This window comes from Paenibacillus sp. JJ-100 (assembly GCF_948329825.1).
Taxonomy (GTDB): Bacteria; Bacillota; Bacilli; order Paenibacillales; family Paenibacillaceae; genus Paenibacillus.
In genome coordinates, this window is record NZ_CAOJCM010000001.1 from 966,788 (window position 1) to 987,970 (window position 21,183).

15 protein-coding genes are annotated in these 21,183 nt (G+C 45.0%); 10 read left to right on the top strand and 5 right to left on the bottom strand.

Annotated features, from left to right (window positions below; genetic code table 11):
- The first annotated feature begins 290 nt into the window (after positions 1-290).
- The 7 genes from PQG66_RS04725 (at position 291) to PQG66_RS04755 (ending at position 12,118) form a co-directional block, all read left to right on the top strand.
- Positions 291-7,004 carry a DUF7507 domain-containing protein gene (locus tag PQG66_RS04725; protein ID WP_272035646.1) on the top strand — a complete coding sequence of 2,238 codons (6,714 nt, stop codon included), beginning with the start codon at positions 291-293 and terminating at the stop codon, positions 7,002-7,004.
- Positions 7,001-8,704: a DUF11 domain-containing protein gene (locus PQG66_RS04730; protein WP_272035647.1), complete on the top strand. Its 1,704-nt coding sequence runs from the start codon at positions 7,001-7,003 to the stop codon at positions 8,702-8,704. The genes PQG66_RS04725 and PQG66_RS04730 overlap by 4 nt, the downstream gene beginning before the upstream one ends.
- Positions 8,705-8,850: 146 nt before the next feature.
- A complete protein-coding gene (locus tag PQG66_RS04735; RefSeq protein ID WP_272036477.1) occupies positions 8,851-9,108 on the top strand; it encodes a YolD-like family protein in 258 nt (85 codons plus the stop codon).
- A gap of 104 nt (positions 9,109-9,212) precedes the next feature.
- A complete protein-coding gene (locus PQG66_RS04740; protein WP_272035649.1) occupies positions 9,213-9,332 on the top strand; it encodes a YjcZ family sporulation protein in 120 nt (39 codons plus the stop codon).
- A gap of 168 nt (positions 9,333-9,500) precedes the next feature.
- Positions 9,501-10,004, top strand: coding sequence for a ferritin (locus tag PQG66_RS04745; RefSeq protein ID WP_272035652.1), 504 nt, complete (start codon positions 9,501-9,503; stop codon positions 10,002-10,004).
- A 470-nt stretch (positions 10,005-10,474) separates the two neighbouring features.
- Positions 10,475-11,218 (top strand): polysaccharide deacetylase family protein, encoded by a 744-nt coding sequence (locus tag PQG66_RS04750; protein ID WP_272035654.1) that lies wholly within the window; start codon positions 10,475-10,477, stop codon positions 11,216-11,218.
- 48 nt (positions 11,219-11,266) lie between these two features.
- A complete protein-coding gene (locus PQG66_RS04755) occupies positions 11,267-12,118 on the top strand; it encodes a hypothetical protein (RefSeq protein ID WP_272035656.1) in 852 nt (283 codons plus the stop codon).
- Between the two features lie 177 nt (positions 12,119-12,295).
- On the opposite strand, the gene PQG66_RS04760 is transcribed toward PQG66_RS04755, so the two are convergent.
- From PQG66_RS04760 to PQG66_RS04770, 3 genes are all read right to left on the bottom strand, one after another.
- Positions 12,296-12,895, bottom strand: coding sequence for a response regulator transcription factor (locus tag PQG66_RS04760; protein ID WP_272035658.1), 600 nt, complete (start codon positions 12,893-12,895; stop codon positions 12,296-12,298).
- Positions 12,892-14,040, bottom strand: a complete 1,149-nt coding sequence (locus PQG66_RS04765; RefSeq protein ID WP_272036479.1) for a sensor histidine kinase — start codon at positions 14,038-14,040, stop codon at positions 12,892-12,894. Before PQG66_RS04765 ends, PQG66_RS04760 begins: the two co-directional genes overlap by 4 nt.
- Positions 14,041-14,130: 90 nt before the next feature.
- Positions 14,131-15,189: a fatty acid desaturase gene (locus PQG66_RS04770; RefSeq protein ID WP_272035660.1), complete on the bottom strand. Its 1,059-nt coding sequence runs from the start codon at positions 15,187-15,189 to the stop codon at positions 14,131-14,133.
- A 370-nt stretch (positions 15,190-15,559) separates the two neighbouring features.
- Between PQG66_RS04770 and PQG66_RS04775 the strand changes: the two genes are divergently transcribed.
- Both PQG66_RS04775 and PQG66_RS04780 read left to right on the top strand, forming a co-directional pair.
- Positions 15,560-16,399 (top strand): YitT family protein, encoded by an 840-nt coding sequence (locus PQG66_RS04775; protein ID WP_272035662.1) that lies wholly within the window; start codon positions 15,560-15,562, stop codon positions 16,397-16,399.
- 328 nt (positions 16,400-16,727) lie between these two features.
- A complete protein-coding gene (locus PQG66_RS04780; RefSeq protein ID WP_272035664.1) occupies positions 16,728-17,576 on the top strand; it encodes a collagen-like triple helix repeat-containing protein in 849 nt (282 codons plus the stop codon).
- Positions 17,577-17,765: 189 nt separating this feature from the next.
- Here the strand turns inward: PQG66_RS04780 and PQG66_RS04785 are convergent, their stop codons facing one another.
- On the bottom strand, positions 17,766-18,356 hold the full coding sequence (locus PQG66_RS04785; protein WP_272035666.1) for an AAA family ATPase: 591 nt from the start codon (positions 18,354-18,356) through the stop codon (positions 17,766-17,768).
- A gap of 572 nt (positions 18,357-18,928) precedes the next feature.
- Here PQG66_RS04785 and yidC point away from each other — a divergent pair.
- Positions 18,929-19,819 carry a membrane protein insertase YidC gene (gene yidC / locus PQG66_RS04790; RefSeq protein WP_272035668.1) on the top strand — a complete coding sequence of 297 codons (891 nt, stop codon included), beginning with the start codon at positions 18,929-18,931 and terminating at the stop codon, positions 19,817-19,819.
- A gap of 153 nt (positions 19,820-19,972) precedes the next feature.
- Here yidC and PQG66_RS04795 read toward each other — a convergent pair whose 3' ends face one another.
- Complete coding sequence (locus PQG66_RS04795; RefSeq protein WP_272035670.1) at positions 19,973-21,181, bottom strand: helix-turn-helix transcriptional regulator; 1,209 nt, start codon at positions 21,179-21,181, stop codon at positions 19,973-19,975.
- Positions 21,182-21,183 lie beyond the last annotated feature (2 nt).

Genomic DNA, 21,183 nt, shown 5'->3' on the forward strand with positions numbered 1-21,183 from the left:
AATGCTTCATCATATATTCACGTGGAATGTGGCTACTATGTTCTGATGGACTATTCATATATCACCGCTGACTGCATCAAAATGAAACGACAGACTTCTCTCGTATAAGTAGATTATAAGATACAATCGGCAAAACGCAAGTGATTAAATGATAAGCACAACGATGTAACTAACATTAAATTCCATATTGTGTTTTAAATTATTGAAAGAGGACATACAAATTCTCTTGTCTTGCGTCATAGACTCATAACAGGCACTGTTGCAGAATTATTATTTTTGCTGAAGGGGAGGTGAAATCCATTCCTCTTGTCGTGCGTTCAACCGTTAACGCTACAGGTGCAATTACGTTTACAGGCAATACACTTGGATTAAGCCGTTCTGATACAGCTGGAGTACCTGGAACACAGGACAGTATCGGCGGATTTACAACCATTAATACAGCATCAACTTATGGGACGTATCCACCAGGTACAACCAGTCTATACCAGAGCAATAGTTCAGCGGCAATTTTGGTTCTACCAGCAGGGAGTACGGTTCTTTATGCGGAGTTGATCTGGGGCGGAAGTTATATTAATGGAACGGTCAACCTCAGCGCATCGATAAACAATCCGGTTACATTCACTACTCCCGCGGGTACGTTCAGTGTTACGCCAGACCCAGTCACATACAATCAGTTCGATCTTGGCAACAATGCAGCCGGGTACGTACGCTCAGCTAATGTCACCACCCTTGTTCAAAATGGAGGAGCAGGTACATATGTCACTGGTGGAGTTGTGGGAACGATTGTCATTACGAATGATTCCACAGCTAACCATGCAGGCTGGACATTAGGCGTCATCTATCAAAATGGCAATCTGCCTTTTCGAAACATGTCATTACGTGCAGGAGGAGTACTGGTTCAAGCCTCTTCAGCTCCTGTAGTTACGACGCTGACTGGCTTTGCAACCCCTCTATCTGGAGCATTGGGTGGCAGAGCGCTATTCAGCGCACAGGAGGGGGATGCGAATCGGACTGGAGATCAGGCTTTGTTTGGAGCAACTTCTGCAACCTCGGTTGCACTGTCCGGGCCAAACAATTTAGCAGCCAATTTTTTTGCGTCACAAATTAATGGCGACACCGGTGCGCTGAATACAACAGGTACCTTCGGAACCCGCAATCAGACGAATGGAGCACCCGGAACGAATATTATCGGAGGACGTCAGGGCTGGGATATCACGAATGTGGATGTGTCTGCACGGCTCATCAATAATCAGTCCTCGGCGGTATTAACACTAACCACTTCTGGTGATGCGTATATTGTTAATGGCAACGCTATACAGGTGGACATTAATGCACCAAGGATTACCGTGGCCAAGTCTTTTACTTCAACGGGAGCTGTCGCAGGGGATATTGTCACGTATACAGCCACGATCACGAATGGAGGGTCGGCTAGTGCAGCCAGTGTCGTATTGACGGATACCTTGCCAACAGGTCTGACATTTGTTCCTGGCAGCATTACGGTTGGCGGAGTGGCAAGACCTACATTAGATGTAACATCGGGTATCCCGCTAGGTTCTTTGAATCTGAACAGCAGCGTTGTGGTCACTTATCGTGCACAAATCACTAACGACACAGGTATTCTACAACTTGTTAATTCCGCGAATGCAGCTTTTACATTTCAAAGTGTAGCGGGTGGTTCCATCATTAGTGGAGTGGTTCCTTCAAATAATGCAACACTTCCTGTATATTCTCCGAATCTTTCCATTGTGAAATCTGCTAATTCAACCAATGCCACGGTGGGCGATCAAGTAACGTACACGCTTCAGGTGACCAACGGAGGAAATATAGGAGCAACTGTAACCATTGCTGATAATATTCCGGCTGGCAGTTCGTTTGTAGCTGGCAGTTTTCGTATCAATGGAACAGTCGTTCCAGGAGCGAATCCTTCTGCAGGTGTGAGTTTGGGTACACTGGCTGCAGGAAGTGTGACTACGATTACATTTCAGGTACTGGTGACCAGTCTTCCGACTCCGCCGACATTGGTTGACCAAGCTACTGCAACGTATTCCTTTAACTCTCCAGACGGACGGACCATCACGGGATCGGTAGCATCCAATGCACTTACCATTCCAGTAACTTTGCCCAATGTTACGGCTATTAAGACAGCAACGGTTACAGATGTTGCAGTGGGAGAGACTTTCACTTATTCCGTGGTTACAACCAACGGTGGCATTCAATCAATCAGCAATGCTATTCTGTCAGATAACCTTCCAACGGGCCTGAGCTTTGTGCCTGGAAGTGTGACGGTTCGGGGTACAAGTGTACCATCGGCCAACCCGGCCAGCGGAATCTCCCTGGGAACATTAAATGCGTCAGCATCAGCAACGGTGACTTTTCAGGTGAGTGTGCAATCCGTGCCAGCAGGCGGGGTACTTGTCAACCGGGCTTCAGTTTCGTACAGCTCAGGCGCATTTACCGGTATTTCGAATTCAAATTCAATAACAACTCCTGTATATCAGCCTATAGTCAACATTGTTAAATCAGCAAGTCAAACGAATGCAACACTGGGGGATCAGATTGCCTATACACTCGTGGTCAGCAATACCGGAAATATTGCCGCGCAAGTGAATGTAACAGATACGATCCCTGCTGGACTGACCTTTGTTCCCGATTCGGTGACAGTTAACGGTACAGCAAGACCGGGAACGAGCCCATTAACCGGCATTACCGTTGGAAATCTTGTTCCTTCTGGAAGTGCAACGGTGGTGTTCCGTGCGTCACTCGTGTCATTACCTTCGCCCCCTGTTCTGGAGAACCAGGGTACGGCTACGTATACGTATCAGCTTCCAAGTGGACGGAACCTGTCGGGCAATGCACTCTCGAATGTAGTGCGCATTCCAGCTTCAGCGCCGAATATCAGTATATCTAAGACGGTAAATACGCCGGATGCTACCGTCGGGGATGCTTTAACTTATACGGTTGTACTCACGAACGCAGGAACAAGTGCTGTGCAAAATCTCGTGCTTTCGGATACGCCATCAACGGGTTCAGAATTTATAGCAGGGAGTGTCACGATTAACGGAACAGCGCAGCGAAATGCAAGTCTCGTTACAGGGATTACGATCGGAACCTTGAATAGTTCGTCAAGTGTAACGGTGACATATCAGACGAGGGTCACTGCTGTCCCCGTATCCGGAGTGGTGAGCAACAGGGCGAGTGCCGCTTTTTCCTCAGGTAGCTTTAACGGTGTATCTTCATCAGTGACGGTAAGAACACCTATCTATCAACCGGTCATTCAAGTGTTGAAATCGGCAAGTACGTCGAGTCTGACCGTCGGAGATACTTTCACTTATAATGTTCAAATTACAAATACAGGCAACATCGCTTCACTGGTTACTTTGACTGATCCGGTACCTGCCGGAGCCATATTTGTTACGAATAGCGTTCTGATTAACGGGAATCCGACTCCAGGAGTTAGTCCCAACTCTGGAATCAGTCTCGGGACACTGGCTGCTGGAGCAACCGTAACGGTGTCATTCCTTGCTACGGTCACAAGCCTGCCAGACCCAAGACAGTTGATCAACCAAGCGGTTGCCTCGTACAGTTACACATTACCGAGCGGAAGAGTTATTGCAGGCTTTGTTTCTTCGAATACGGTCTCCATTCCAGTCTCCTTACCCAACGTCAGTATTGTTAAAGGTGTTAACGCGGACTACGTGGTATCGGGGGATGTAATCCGTTATAGTTCTTTGATTCGAAATAATGGAACAACCGCTGTCAATAATGTCATTTTTATTGATCCACTACTTTCGTACACCCCATTTATACCCGGAAGTGTCCTGGTGAACGGCATTGCATCACCGCTCTCCAATCCGACCGCCGGCATTCCAATCGGTACTTTGGCCTCGGGAGCTGAAGTTACCGTAACTTTTGAGGTGAGGATAACTATGGCGATTCCTTCCCAGATCAACAATCAGTCGACGGTCAGCTTTACTTCCGGTTCTTTTTCGGGATCATCATCTTCTAATACAACGCAGACCCCAGTTATACAGCCGCAGATTGCTCTTGTCAAAACGGCAAACACTATCAATGCAACCGTAGGCGATACAGTTGTTTATACCGTAACAGTGAGCAATACAGGCAACCTTCAAGCGAATGTTACTGTAACAGATACGATCCCGGCTGCTACAACTTTAGTGCCAAACAGTGTTGTTGTCTCAGGTTTGCCTCAACCAGGTGTTAATCCAGGCACTGGTATCCCCGTAGGTAATGTAGCTGCGGGTGCAACGGCTATTATCACGTTTGCGGTTGTTGTGGATTCTTTACCATCTCCGCAGCAACTTAGTAATTTTGCATCATCGACGTATACATTTACACCACCTGATGGACGAACACTGACTGGAACAGCAACGTCCAACACACTTACGTTCCCTGTGTCATCACCCAATGTAAGTGTCGTTAAAAGTACAACATCTACAGCAGCAACGGTTGGAGACACCGTCGTTTATTCCGTATTGGTGACGAATAGTGGTATTGCACCCGTGAACAGCGTTCAGTTCTCAGACCCTATTCCATCCGGAGCTTCTTTTGTTACAGGCAGTGTAACGGTGAACGGTGTTACACAACCGGCTGCAAGTCCATCAGGTGGAATACCGCTAGGTACTCTCGCGCCAGGCGGAACCGCAACCGTTACGTTTAGCGTGAATGTTACTGATATTCCTCCGAACAATCAGCTGAGCAATCGTTCAACGATTACCTTTACCTCAGGCACATTCTCGGGTACAACGTTCTCGAATACAGTCATAACCCCAGTGTTTCAGCCAGTATTAACGGCACAGAAGACGGCCAGTACACAAAATGCGACTGTAGGAGATACCGTTAGTTACACCATCACTGTAAACAACCAAGGTAATTTCGGTGCACAGATTAACTTGACTGACAATTTGCCGGCAGGTACCGTGCTTGTGCCGAACAGTGTAATCGTGAGCGGGCAGCCCCTACCAGCAGCAAGTCCGACAACTGGTATTCCTGCTGGGACTGTTGCAGCTGGAGCTACAGCGACGATTACTTTTTCCGTTGTCGTTGAGACGCTTCCCAGCCCGCAACAATTGGTAAATCAGGCTTCCGTTGCATTATCGTTCACCTTGCCAGACGGTAGAATTATCACCAGATCGGTACTTTCGAATGTTTTAACGATACCAGTGTCTGCCCCTGACGTTGATGTTGTCAAATCAACAACTTCTACCGCCGCTTCTGTTGGGGATATAGTGACATACAGCATTGCAATCACGAACAACGGTATTGCTAACGTCAGTAATGTTATATTTACGGATGCTCTTCCAGCAAGTACGGTGCTTGCACCAACTGGTGTCTTTGTGGACGGTGTGCTGCGCCCCAATGCCAATCCTTCGACAGGAATTACGCTGGGCTCTATAGCACCGGGAGTCACTGTAACGGTTGTGTTTAGTGTGAGAGTTACCAGTCTGCCGTTAACGGCTGTATTGAACAATCAATCTACAGTAAGCTTTACTTCTGGAGCGTTTTCGGCGACTACCTTCTCCAACACAGTTACAACTCCGGTATTTCAACCTATTTTCACTGCAGTCAAAACGGGGGATCAAGCGATAGCCACGGTAGGGGACACCGTGATCTACAGTATTGCCGTCACGAATAGCGGAAATTATGGTGCAACGGTAACGCTGACCGATACCATCCCTGCAGGTACAGAGTTTGTACCGAATAGTGTCATTATTAACGGGGCTTCGGCACCAGGTGCTGATCCTGCTTCAGGTATCTCCCTTGGCGTGGTATCTGCCACGACTATCGTTACATTCTCAATTGTCATTACAACGCTACCGGTAAGCCAGTCGATCACGAATCAGGCATCTGCTACTTATACCTATACACTACCCGATGGAAGAACGCTCGGGGGAAGTCTTACATCTAACTCACTTATTATTCAGGTCTCTGCACCGAATGTCACTGTCGTGAAAACAACGACATCGACAGATGCAGTCGTAGGCGACACCATTGTGTATGAAATGGTCGTGACGAACAGTGGTATTGATCCGGTAAACAATATCGTGCTGACGGACCCCATAGATCCAGCGACTAGTTTTGTTACTGGAAGTGTGCTGGTTAATGGCACACCTCGTGCTTCGGCGAATCCTGCACTCGGTATAGCGCTAGGTACACTAGCACCCGGAGAGTCTATTGCAGTATCCTACGCGGTTCGCGTCAACTCTTTACCAACGCCGCCACAAGTCAGCAGTCAATCTTCTGTCAGCTTTACTTCCGGAGTATTCTCTGGTGCAGCGTATTCCAATACGATTGTCACTCCGATCTACCAACCGATTATTACTGTGTCCAAAACAGCCAATACATCTAATGTTACGATAGGTGATGATTTAGTTTATTCCTTCTCCATCAACAATAGCGGCAACCTTGCTGCCAATCTGACATTAGTCGATGATATTCCTACAGGTGTAGTGCTGCTTCCGAACAGTGTGCTCATTGATGGTATACCTCAGCCAGGAGCCAATCCTGAAGCGGGTATTGTTATAGGCGTCATTCCTCCTGGTGGAACCGTTAATGTGAACGTTACTTTAGGAGTTACGGTGGATTCTCTGCCTCAGAATCAACAATTGAGTAACCAGGCTATTGCGAACTATTCATACAGTCCGCCGGATGGACGTGTTTTAACTGGAACCGTATTGTCTAACGTACTCATTATTCCTGTCTCGGCTCCGAATGTAGTTGTTGTAAAGAGCACAAGTGCCATCGATGCAGTGGTGGGTGACGTTATTACGTATACGGTGGTTGTGACCAACAGCGGTATAGAAACGGTCAATAATGTTGTCATGGTTGACCCTGTACCAGCCGGAACGGTGTTTGTGCCGGGAAGTGTAGTGGTGAATGGGGTCGCGAGACCAACGGGTAACCCGAATACCGGAATCACACTAGGTTCCATCGCCGCTGGAGCTTCTACCACGGTGACATTCAATGTAGAGGTTGTGACCATATGAGTAAGCTTCCAGGACCGTTGTCCCACTGGTTAAAGAATCAGTCCCTGGTTCGATTCAGCTCGGGTACGACTGAACTGGAACAGGTGGCTTATTCCAACACCGTTGTTACGCCATGGGTTGGTCCTCGAATCAAAGTAAACAAAAGATGTAGTGAAACAACAGCAGTTTTAGGACAGTTTTTAACGTACCAGATTGAGATCCTTAATACGGGAAACCGCACGGCAATTGTCCGTGTGGTGGACCCGATCTCATCGGATACTTCTCTTTTGCCTAACAGTGTGTTACGGGATGGTATCCCGTTGCCAGGAGTGTCACCAGAACAGGGGTTGCCACCGTCAGAAATTGCACCGGGAGCAGTGCTAACCTATCACTTTCAGGTTGTCATTGTACGGGTACCCTCTGATCTCAAGCTACTGAATCAGGCAGAAGTGAATTATACATTTATGACTACAGAGGATAGAAGGGTCAACGGATCGGAGAAATCCAACGTTGTAGAAGTGCGGATCGAGACGTCACAGCTTGAAGTGAGCTTGCAAGTTGATCGAAGTCATACTTTCGCTGGAGATATCCTGATGTACACGGTTGTAGTCAACAATCCGGGTTTTGTCGCAGCGACAGCTGCTGTGTTATCTGTGAAGTTTCCTCAAGGTGTTCTGTTTATTCCGGCTAGCGTAACGATTAACGATATGTTCTCACCACAGGTCACACCAGATACTGGAATTGAACTTGGAGAGATTGAACCAGGAAATGTTGTTCGGGTGCAATATCGGGTACAGGTAACCGGGGGGCCAGGGGTAGATCAACTATCAAGTATAGCCGTCCTGAAGTATATGAGTGCAGGCAGACAAGAAGTTGTGTATTCCAACGAAGTTACACTGATTATTGTTGAACCTCAGATCTCCATTGTCAAAAAAGTATCAGCAACGGTAACGACACCCGGAGAGAGGGTGCAGTATCATCTAACGATATCAAATCATAGTAATTATGCAGTGGATGCCAAACTACAGGATGCTCTTCCTTCAGGGTTGTTCTTTGTTGAAGGCAGTCTTAGCTGGAATGGAGTCAAACGTCCGGGAACAAACCCTACTACAGGAGTAGATTTGGCTACTTTAACCGCCCGCTCCGAGCTACATATTCAATTTGAGGCTCAAGTTGAAGGGGAGTTGGGTGGTCCAGCGGGAGCGAGCTTCGCACAACGCAGTTATGTAAATCGTGCAGTATTGTTGTACACATTCCGTTTGCCGGATTCACGTACTGTTCAGCGAAGACTTGTATCCAATGAAGCTGTACTAGAGCTCCGTGCGCCTGTAATTCAGGTATATGTGGAAGTCTTTCCCGCCAGTGTCGAGCAAGGTGGAACAGTAACCTTCCAGGTGAAAATCACAAATGTCGGTTCACTGCCTGCACGCGTACAATTGGGGAATATTCTACCTCCAGGAGCCAAATGGGTAGGGCAAAACTCTGGTCAGATGCAGTTACATGTTCCGGAGTATTCAACTCCAAGGTACCTCCACATCGGTGAGCTGGGTGCAGAATCGGAAAAAGATCTAGTGTACCTTGTGCAGCTGGCTCCTGATCAAACGGGAATATTGCGGGGGGATCTCACGGCTATCTATACCTATGAATGGAATGGACATAAGCGGTCAGGAGAAGCAAGATCGAACGAATACAGGATCCTGATCGAGGAGAGAGAGGAATAGAAGCTTGGAATTTGGAGTGAGTCACCGTATTTTGCTGAAAAAGGTGTAATGACATTACACAAACGTAAATGAATGGTATACTAATTGAATATGCGCTCGGCAAACTACCGTGGAATCGGGACGATGAAGTAGAGGAGGCAGCCGCATTGGCCAAAGCAAAAGTCGCAAAAAGACCTACACGGGATGAGTTTGAGCTGGAGGAACTGGGGAATCAGCTGGTAGAAGCTTTTCACGAACGTTCAGAAGTTCTTCTGACGGTTTGGGGGAGAGAAGAGCAGGTGCAGGGCATTATTGTAAAAATGGATTCTCGCACCAGACTTGTTCATGTAGAGCATGTGGAAGAAGAAATTACGGCGAAAGTGCCATTTATGGATATTATGCAGGTACAGTCGCCACGATACTGATTCAAAAATAAGTAAACCACTTTTGAACAATAGGGCATTCGCCCTGTCAAAGTTTCGTTCTCTGCATAAGATACTCTATACCTGTTGCAGAGGAGGTACAGTCAATGAGCGAAGTATTAGGTGGAGAAACAAGAGGTTATGGCTACGGTGGTTTCACTTCCGTAGGCGCAATTTTGGTTCTGTTCATCTTGTTGGTGATCATCTCCAAAGCGTTCGTGGTATAATCATCTCTTATTATGAAGATGAAGAAAGAAGTTCTGCCGTTACGGCAGAACTTCTTTTCTTTGTCTGTGCGTATATTCAGACCTTGAGATAGAACGCAGTAAATCGAGTGCAAGTCGCTTTCGTATTATGTTAAAATGGAACTATTCCCACAGAAAGAGGTGCTTACAATGAGCCAAGAATTAACTGCGTCTTTGAACGAGCAGATGAACTTTGAGTTTTATTCCGCTCATGTATACATGGCAATGGCTGCGTATTGTTCCAGCAAAAGTCTGGACGGCTTCGCTAATTTCTTCCTTGTACAAGCTGAAGAAGAACGTTTCCATGGTATGAAAATCTATAAATTCCTGAATGACCGGGGACATCGTGCTACACTGGCTGCGATGCCTGAACCGAAGAATGAATACACTTCCATGCTAGATGTGTTTGAACATGGATATGCACATGAGCAGCAAAACACGAAAAAATTCTATGCTCTGGCAGATATCGCGATGAACGAGCGTGAGCACGCTACAATGTATTTCCTGAAATGGTTTATCGATGAGCAGGTCGAAGAGGAAGCTTTGTTCGATAACATCATTCAGAAGCTGCGCCGGATTGAAAATGATAGCAACGCCTTCTACATGTTGGACGCAGAGTTCAGCAAACGGTCATTTACGGCTCCAGTGGAGTAAGTAGGCAGCACGTGTATGTAGGTTTTTTGCTGCGAGTTAGACATGAAGAATGCCACTGAATTAGTACATACCGTATAAAATGTTCTTAACCTGCACGTAGGGTTATTCGTTATTTTGCGAACTGACCAGTCTAAGGTTTGCACATATACGGAAAAGAAGCTTGCACATGTGCAAGCTTTTTTGCTGTGGGAAATCGGAGTAAATATGAATAGATGTCTATCAAAACGTGAAGATCGGGTAATAAGTATATGTCAACTTTGATCTATTCTAACGGGCGTATGTCAGAAATCAAATCTATCAAAATCACTTTCAATCATAGTTTATCTGACAAAAGTGTAACTCTACCGTAGCCTTTGAAGCGAGAATATCAGGTGGTGTCTCTGATACTATTAAACTTAATCGCCAAGGGATACGCGTAAAATTGCTTTACACACCCGGGGAAAAACACACACGTAAGGGAGACAGTTATTATGCCGCATATTCGTAAATCATTCATCACCGCACTTGCTATTTTACTTTTATCTCCATTATTATTCATGCCTCAGTCTAATTTGGCTTCCGCATCATCTATCGAAAAACAAACAAGCAAGACGAATACAAAAATAATATATTTAACATTTGATGATGGTCCCACAGCACATACAGGTCAGCTCCTTGATATTTTGGATCAATACAACGTTAAAGCTACTTTTTTCATGCTGGGGCCTCATATGGAACAATATCAGCAATCCACGAAGCGGATCGTGAACGAAGGGCATGGGCTCGGATTGCATGGAGTAACCCATGTACCAAACCAATTTTACAATTCGGCATACAGTGGACTAAAAGAGATGAAGCAAGCGAATGAAAGTTTAAATAAAGTTGCTGGTGTTAAAACGAGTCTTGTACGTACACCATATGGTAGCAAGCCTTATCTCAAACCGGCTTATCGTGATGTGTTGCTCGGTCAGGGAGGGTTTCATCTGTGGGATTGGAATGTCGATTCATTAGACTGGAAATACAAGAAAGATCACCAGAAAGTATACGATAATGTAATGTCTCAAGTTCACAAGGTGAAAAATAAGGGTGTGACTCCAGTTGTGCTAATGCACGACCAAGAAGCCACATTGAAAGTATTGCCGCGAGTATTGAAAACGTTGAAGGCAGAAGGGTATCAGTTCAAAATTTTGAATAAGAACGTACAACCTGTGAATTTTTGGAAGGACAAACGTTAAGATTGAGTCAAAAAACTAGTCTAGTTTAATCTTGAGGAGGTGCACATCATGAGAAGACAAACGATCTGGATGGCAATCTCACTCACAATTCTGCTCACTTTAAGTGGATGCGGGGAAACACAGTCGCAATCACAATCCAATCAGTCAATGACGGGGAACACAACATCAATATCGCCTGGAGATCAACCCTCCTCAAGTACGATGTCTAAAGATGGAGCAGCGTCAGATTCATCAACAGGTGATGATTCACATCCGAGGTTATCCAATAAGAATGAAGTTATGAAGGCGATTCGCACGGAGGTAAAGATGAAAAATGTGGTTCTGCCATCATCTTTTCCGTTAGCTAAAGATCGATATTTAGGTGCAGTAATCACTAAAAACACTTCGGATGCTTTGTATGTAAATTTCTACTCGACAGATCAGCCCGTATCTTTAAATGACCCATCACTCAAAAAGTCAGACGGTGAAAACTCTTGGCTAGCCAGCTATGAAGTCAAAACCGATGCTGATCCAAATTCAACGGATATCTTTCCCGAGACGGATCTGCAAAATATACCGAAAGATATGAGCGTTGAACTAGGCTATGGAATTAAAGGGTTGGCGGAAGGTGCTGCTGGAAGTCAGTACCTGACGTGGCAGGAGGGCCGATGGACACTACAGATTCGTTCTCGTTCTGAGGATCAGATGAACAATCCTGGAATTGCGAAGAAAATGGTTAAGTATCTGGAGTCACATAGGTTACCTGCTCCTAAAGATAAAGGATTGGTCCATGTGCAGTATACAAACGGGGGAGATCAGGTTCGTGTGACAATTTCCTGGCAGGACGGCGAACGAATTCATCAGTTGAAAACAGATCATATACCGCTGGACGCACTCCGTATGGTCGTATCGGTAAAATGATGAATCATCTGCTGAGTGTTCATGATAGGACAGTGATCGGCGGTTTGCCTTTAGCAAATATAGCAAGCAAAAAAGCTTCACTCAGAGGTAAAGCTCTTGAGCGAAGCTTTTTCATTGTTGTACATCGATCAGAGATGAGGTTCGCTGTTTTGGCTATACCTTCTGTTATCGGCTCTTTCACTTGAACCAACCTTTTTCTTTGGAGCGGGTGATCGCTTCGATGCGATTACTTGCATTCAATTTATTAAGAATAATCGAAATGTAATTCCGAACCGTTCCGGTCGTGATGAACAAATGTCCGGCAATTTCCTTCGTATTCTTCCCGTCTGCCATAAGGCCGAGTACAGCGTGTTCTCGTTCGGTTAACGGGTTTTCCTCGACATAAGCTTCATCCACCAGATCAGGAGCAAAGATGCGTCTTCCATTCATCACCTGTCGAATAGTTTCGGCGAGCTCTTCAATGGGGCTGTCTTTAAGCAGATACCCACGCACTCCGCCTTTGAGCGCACGTTCAAAGTAACCAGTTCTGGCGAATGTTGTGAGGATGATGACTTTGCAATTCATGCCTTTCAGTTCTTCGGCAGCTTCAAGCCCGCTTTTCACAGGCATCTCGATATCCATTAAACAAATATCAGGTGTTAGTTGCTTTACCAATGCAATGGCTTCCTGGCCATTGCTCGCTTGTCCAACAACCTCCATATCCTCCTCCAGATTGAGCAGAGAAGATAATGCCCCTAACATCATCCGCTGATCTTCAGCTATGACAATTCTGATCATTCTTCAGCCTCCTTCATCGGTTTGCGTACCATCTTAGGGATGTGGATGACTATGGCAGTGCCTATCTTTCCCATACCTGTCTGAATATCTATGCATCCGTTCACGAACTCCAGTCGTTCTTTCATACCAAGGATGCCGGTTCCGCGCTCATTCTGCTTACGCGTTTGTTCAATCCCCGTTCCATTATCATATACGGTTAAAACATTATGCGAAGGTGTCTCCTCAATGCTAACCGTACATTGGGTTGCCTGACTATGTTTAACCACATTGGTCACCGCTTCCTTCAAACACATCCCCAGCACATTTTCATTCAATTGCGATGTGTCTTGCAGCTTCGGGTTGCCGTTTAAAATAAATTCGATTGAAGCAGCTTTCAAAATCTGCTCCGCACGAAACAGTTCGTCGACCAGTTGCGTTCCTCGCATCGTCGTGACCATCTCCCGAACTTCCTTCAAGGCGGTGCTTGCCGTCTGTCTCAGCTCATTCAATTCAACGATCGCTTGATCAGGATTTTTACGGAGCAAGCGTTTGGCTAGATCGGTTTTGAGACCAATCAGTGAGAGCTTTTGTCCAAGGGTATCGTGCAAATCACGTGCAATCCGTTGCCGTTCTTCCATTTTCACAAGCTCGTCAAGTCTTTTGTTGGCACTTTCGAGCTCACCCTCAAGCTGTTCACGCTTGTTTTTATTGTATGTGCTGATTGGAAGAAGGATCGAGGCCATCAGCGTGATAAAGACGAATGGAAACTGACTAAGCAGGAGCGAGCTTTGATTGATAAATCCATAATTGACCGTCAGGAAGCTTGCGCCGAGATTTACCGAGTAAAGGGTAAAAAATCCGGCTTTATTTTTAATATTACCTATAAAAAAAGCGAGAAACAACGAGAAGTAGGCATAATCGTATGCAATCGTCATCGTGATGGAGATCGCGATCAGCAGTCCGATCCACATGTAGACCTGCCAGCCCTTGGTGATGAAGGCGAGTAAATAACAGACGAAAAATACAAGAATGATGATAATACCAGTCACCATTGTCCACAATTGCGAATACTGAGAGATGTAGTAGAAGGGCAGGATGAAAAAGACGAGCCATACATACGGATTCAAGCCAGTATTTTTATAAAAGAGTTGCGACCACTTCTGAATATCATTCTCCCCCTTGAAAAGGTGTTACTCAACTTTAGCCTGACTGTAGCACGACTGACGTCTGAATACAAGAAAACGAACCTGACAGAGTTAAGGCTTCTCTGTCAGACTCGCTTGATTGGTTACCCGAATAGAATTCGGAACGTAGTTTTTGCGGGAAGATTGCTTCAGTTCTCTGAAACTGATAAATTGTTTGCTTTTTTCATCCCACAGACGGAAGCGCAGTGCAACCAGACTGGAACGTAGTGTTATGGTGGTAGCCTTCTGCAAAGGCGGCGTTGCGTTATGTGCCTCTTCCAGATAGTAGTTCGGTACACGCGGACTCAGGTGATGCACATGATGGAACCCAATGTTTCCGCTAATCCATTGAAGCAGCTTTGGTAATTTGTAATAGGAACTTCCTTCTACAGCCGCTTTTACATAGCTCCATTCGTCTTCGTGTTCGAAATACGTTTCTTCGAATTGATGCTGTACGTAGAACAGCCAGATGCCGAAGAAACCGGAGAAGAAAAATACGGGTGCTTGCACCATGACAAAGGCCTGCCATCCAATGAGCCAGCACATCAAGCTGTATAGAGCGATGATCAAAACGGTTGTTAAATGAGTGTTCAATCGTTCCTTGCGTCTTGCAGCCTTGCGATTAAAACGGTAGGCGAGCAAAAATACATAGATTGGTCCGATGCCAAACATGATCACCGGGTTGCGATATACGCGATAGAAGAGACGCATCCAAGGAGTAGCAGCCTTATATTCATCTACGGTCATAACCCAAATGTCACCTACACCGCGTTTGTCCAGATTGCTGCTTGTCGCATGATGGATCGAGTGCTCAGCTTTCCATTGTTGGTACGGAGTCAGGGTTAATACCCCCGTGATGGTGCCTAGGATATCGTTGGCCCGTTTGCTTTTGAAGAATGAGCCATGACAACAGTCATGAAAAATAATAAACGTTCGCAGGACGAATCCCGATGCGACTAGTGCGATGGGAAACGTGAGCCAGTAGGAGATTGATAAGCTGTAGTATGCAGCTGCCCATAATAGAAAGAGAGGGAGTAATGTATTAATTAATTGACGGATACTAAGTTTGAGATCATTTTTTTCAAAAGGTGTGACTTCTTTTTTTAGCGCCATTTCTTTGCTTCTACTCATGCATGTTCCTCCTTCATGCGTACAACCATGACCGGCTGTACCTTTACGATCCCGGTGATCCTTTTTTGGGAAGCGTTTTTATCATTGTAAAAGAATATGCCCATGACAGTAAGTCATAAACGTCAGCCTGTTGTAATGATAAATATCAAGGATGAACCATGACATTTGTCATGTTGACATAAGCATAAGCAGGGAAGCAGAGCCTCAAGAAGAGGATATTGTACATTCTCTTTGGATTTATCATAAACAATTTGTATTATGTATACAAAATTTGTGAAGAGCATGGTAAAATCTAACCTTGAGTGTGCATGACGGATGTATCAGATTAGATTATCTATGTTAATTTTGGATAGATTGGGTGGAGCGCTGAATGAAAAAAAGAATTACGGATGTTTTATTTCTTATGGCTGGTGCGTTCTTGTTTGCACTGGCGGTGAACTTGTTTGTTATTCCTAACGACCTCGCAGAGGGCGGCGTGACAGGTATTACGATCATTCTATATTACGTGTTTCAATGGTCTCCGGGACTGATGAACTTGATTCTGAATGGTATTTTATTAATTATTGGCTATAAGTTTCTTGATAAAACGACGACAGTGTATACGATCATTGCAGTCATCTTTAACTCGCTGTTCCTTCATCTCACGGAGAGCTGGAGCATTGCTTCAGACGAGCTGTGGGTTAACACCATTTTTGCAGGTGTATTTGCAGGTCTTGGGATAGGTCTAATTGTCAAAGTGGGTGGAACTACAGCGGGAACAGTCATTCTTGCCCGGCTAGCTAACAAATATCTGGACTGGAATATCAGCTATGGCTTGCTGTTCTTTGATCTGATTGTGGCGTTCTCATCCTATTTCATCATTGGACCACAGGGACTGATGTGTACGATTGTGTTGCTGTTTGTTGGAACGAAAACGATGGAGTTTATCATTGAGGGATTGAACCCGAAAAAAGCAGTGATGATTATTTCTTCCAAACAGGATGAAATTGCGAAGCAAGTTATTGAGAAGATGGATCGCGGAGTAACGGTTCTCTCGGGTCATGGATACTATACGAAAAATAAGAAAGAAATTTTATATATTGTGATCAGCAAGCAAGAAGTGTCTATGCTCAAGAAAATCGTGCGGACAGAGGATGAGATTGCATTTATCACTATTCATGATGTACGCGACGTATTCGGGGAAGGGTTTATTGAGCTTTCAAAGTCCTAAGGTCAGGACGCATAGATCAGCTTAAAAATTAAGACGTAAAGGACGAGGTAGAATTCAATTCTGCTTCGTCCTTTTTGTGTATTTCAACGGAAATATCTAGCACATACTCCGAGACGGAGCATAGTCGGCCCGTAAACAATACGAAGGAGGTTATGAAAAAGTTACGGAACTATGAAGATGCAGAGCAAGAGAAGTCCAAACGATTAGTAGATTCAAACATAAGATAATTAAGAGTATCTCTTATCACAATAAATGTGTTTGCCAAGTATCCCAATAGCAATATTTTCAAGGTTAAGTCTATTATGATGATAGAAAGAAGGGGTGTACTTTGACAGTTTTATCAACCGGTCCAGTTGAGAATCGCCCTGTGGGTGGGGTTAGACCAAGCCAACAAGTGAGAGTTAAGATTATCAATGGAGATTCTGACAACTCTTCCGAGGTCCTTGTACAAGGTTATTACTTAAATGGATCCAGAACATTGTATGTGTTAGAATCCTTATCTTTAATTCCCGGTGAAGTGCTGACCAGGGATTATTTCGCGGATTTGGATGCATTTCAATTTGTTTTTACAACAGATGGTCTGGCAGAACCGAGTACTGATATTTCATTTTGGGGGACCGATGCTTCTGGACAACTGGTCACTGCTCATCGTTTTGTATCTGATGAACTTCTGGGATCAGGAGTGCCTGGACCACAAGGTGAAGAGGGTCCTCAAGGAATTCAGGGTCCTCAGGGGATACAAGGGCCGCCAACACTCATTGATACCAGAAGGGTAATTGATAATAGTGTACTTGCTATTCCGGGAGGAGACGGAAATTTAATTACATTTAATCTTCCAGAGATAACCTTAACAAGTAATAAAACGATAGAACTTACTGCTTTTTGCAGGATGGATTTTATTTCTGATGCTGTAGCCAACTTTTATAGTTATGTGGGGGTTGTTAGTTTAGTAGAACCTACTCTAGGTACACTTGTGCAATCTGTATTCGGGGAGGAGATATTCAAACGGAACACGGATTCGAAACAAACCGTAATCAGTCCTTCAGTTAGTTACCTGCTTCCTAATCTGGATCCAGGAACATACAATTTCAGTTTAAATATTTCAACAGGAGGGGAGCAGATCGAAAGTCGAGTACTCTATGTGCGTTATATCTATGCTAAAGTATTTGAACAATAGATGAACAATACTTTCGAGTGTAATTCCAAATAGTGCATAGATTTCGTTATTCATATTATTTTAAAACACCTTCAAGAAGAAGAACTAAGTCCTTAGACATAGGTAAGTTCTTGAAGGTGTTTTTCAGCTGCGCTACATAGCAATTTGGATTAACTATGGGTGATTTCACACGAAATTACCATCTTCTTTCTACTCATACATCCGTTGTTCTAATTCAGCAAAAGCGATGGACGGATCATCATGAGAATTGTCAATATAAGCAACAGATCTCGCTGGAAGCGGCCAAGCGACTTTTCTGCGGGCAAGAGATGTGCGAAACGTATCCCAATGAGACAGTTTCCATTCATCCAGCGGAGATTGTCTTGCTGTAATTCGCTGATGATGCATTGTTTCGTCCTGAAGATAAATGTAAGCTACTCGAACATCGGTGTCATCCAGGGAGCGCCCAATTCGTTCCAGTTCTTGTTTGATCCAGTCGGGATTTTCGATTTCTTTGGTAAAAGGGCCTACGACTACCGTGTCAATATCGAGCTGCACATTATCGAGCGCCGCATCCATGGTGATGCGATAACCCAGATCCCGGCAGAGCCGCTTGTACTCCGTCGAATCCCGATCAGAAGGATCTAGACCGTGTGATGTCATAATAGCCTCTGCAGCAGGACGGAGGAGGATATCCATGTCAAGAAAAACCGCTTTATATTTACGGGAAAGTGCTTTGGCAAGTGTAGTCTTGCCGCTTCCAGCACCGCCGAGAAAGAAAATGAGTTTACTTTTGCTCATGCCAATAAGTCTCCTTTTATTCGTGATATAAAGTAAGGTCGGATGCACATATCATGTGAAACTATAGGGACGAACACGAAAACAGATCATAATTATTTTAACATAAACTAAAGCTGCGATGTTTGGACACAACAAGACCAGGGACAAGCTTGCCTGCTATCATATCGGTTGAGCGCACGAGGCACTGAATGAAACGCGAAGACTTTGGATTAGCTGGGATTGTATTTATGCAAACGTCATATGTAAGTGTTATAATGTAAAAATGAACGTATGAAGGGGGTGGATCTCTTGTTTGAATTTCATGAGCTTTTACCATATATATTTTCCATCGGTCTAATCTTCACTGTCAGTTATGCCTATATTGCCCATCTTCACTGCGGTATGACGGAATACTGGATGGAAGGTGGAATAGGTGACGGGATTGAGCCTGTGTTTCCAGCGTTAGGCTTCAGACAGCATAGGCCAGAGAACCGGAGCCGCATGGTCAGACGAAAAGAAGCACCAGATGAAGATGAACCGGACTGTTATTCCTCGTTGAGAATGGAATCGACCAATCAACGAGGAGGATCTATATGGAACATAAGACAAACAAGAGATATGCACTTACCTCACACAAGGGACGAACCTTTGCCCTCACTGGAATCTTAATCGCTGTTATGCTGCTCGCCGGCTGCAGTAATAATCTATCAGAGATTAATTCATCCACACCGGGTTTCTTTAATCATTACATCGTATTTCCATTGTCGTACCTGATTCAGTATATTGCCAGTGCTTTTCATGGAAGCTACGGTGTTTCGATCATCGCTATTACGTTGGTCATTCGTCTTGGTTTGTTACCGCTTATGATGCGTCAGGCGAAGTCCCAGCAAGGAACACGGGTGATTATGAATGCGATGAAACCGGAAATGGACGCACTCAAGAAAAAGTATGAAGGTAAAAATGATCCGACTGACCGGCAGAAAATGTCCGAAGAAACGATGGCTTTATATAAGAAGCACAAGTTTAATCCGCTCAATATCGGTTGTTTGCCTTTGCTTATTCAACTTCCTATTCTGTCAGGTATCTACACAGCAATTCGTCTTACGCCGGAAATCTCGTCCCATTCATTTCTGTGGTTTAAGCTGGGTGCGCCTGACTATGTGCTTGCCGTGATCGTTGCGGTCATCTATCTAATCCAAGCGAAGGTATCACAAGCGAATATGGCTCCTGAGCAACGTAAACAATTTGCAATTGTAGGGTACATCTCCCCACTGATGATGGCATTATTCTCACTATCGGCTCCAGCAGCTATGCCATTGTACTGGACTGTAAGTGGTTCGTTCTTGATCCTGCAGACATTGCTGTTCCGTAAGCTGTATCCAGTGGAGTACCCGCAGGAAACAGCCTCTAAATCAAAGAAAAATGCCAGCAGTGACAAAAATACAACTTCTGCCAAACGAGCTGTCAAACCAGCCAAGTCCTAAATAAGCTTTCCCATGCTTTAAAATGAGAAGATGGGAAAAGAGAGCCGAAGCTTTCGCTCCTGTTTGTAAAATTTGTATTTGTAAAATAGTTTAAACCAAAGAGCCTATCCTTCGGGATAGGTTTCTTTGGTCTAGACGTCTACAGTTTCATTCCTATATTTCTTCTGATAATTGAAAGCGGGATACGAACTGCCAGATTAATTCACGGCGCGAGGATACCTCTGTTTTGGCAAAGATGGACTTGAGATGATCCTGAACGGTGTACACTGAGATATGCATAGCCTCTGCAATCTCCTTCGAAGAGAAGCTACGCAGTACGTAAGCGAGCAACTCACGTTCACGTGCGGATAATCCGTAACGTTCAGATAGCAGAGGGAGTACATCCTGAGGCAGGGCCTGTTCCAGCCAAACCGCAATATGATCCGGTTGAATGACGGATGGAGTGTCTTCCGGATGCTGCATCCGACTTGCATGAAGCATAAGATAACGTCCGTCCAACAGCTGGACACAGACTTTGGACAGAGGATTAAGCGCATGATCCGGTGATGGAAAAGAACTAGCGCCCGCTCCAGTATCTTTTCCAGTATCGTTACCGGTACCATTTCCTGCATCAGCTTCAGCAACAATCTTTGTCTCCGTATGAGTGGATTGCAGTAGATGAGAGCATACCGCTCGAATAGGTCTTGGAAGCACAGCGTGTCCCACCTGCTCCAGTCTGTGTAGCTCAGATAACCAGTAACGTGCAGCAGCATTGTTCATCACAGGTTCAAGTGACGTATTCAAAAGCATAATCCCCGGCTCTTCTGGGCTTTTAACTGTCAGCTCTTCCGTAAGGGACAGGCGAGTGGTACGAAGCATGAGTGCGATCGAGGCTGTCCAGTGCTGCATGAGCAAACGTTCTTCCTCTGAAAATGCAGGGGCATCCTGTTTGCGATATAAGGTGAGATGTCCCCAGCAAGCATTCTGATCAACGAAAACAGCGCGCATCTCATCATAAATCCCGGCAGGTCGCAAAATATTCGCATAACGTGAACTGCTTTCAGGATGTGAGTGAAGAGGAAGCGAAGCCTGTAAAATCGCTGTATATTGGCCGGATTGAATTAAATCCGCATATTTATGAACATCATCTTCCATATATTCATTGAGGAATAGCTGTTTATGAATGGCTTCGATACCATCCTCGGTAACTGCTCCTGTCGAGAGAAGTGTCGAAGGATCTACGGTGTTGAAGCAGTAAGCATCGAAGGGGATGATCGTCTTCATTTGTTTTAAAACAGCTTCCCGGTAGGTGCGGGAGGTCCAGCTTCCTTTTTCAAGTGAAGCCATCCGGTTAAGATTATGGTGAGTAAGCAGGCTTGCCAAGT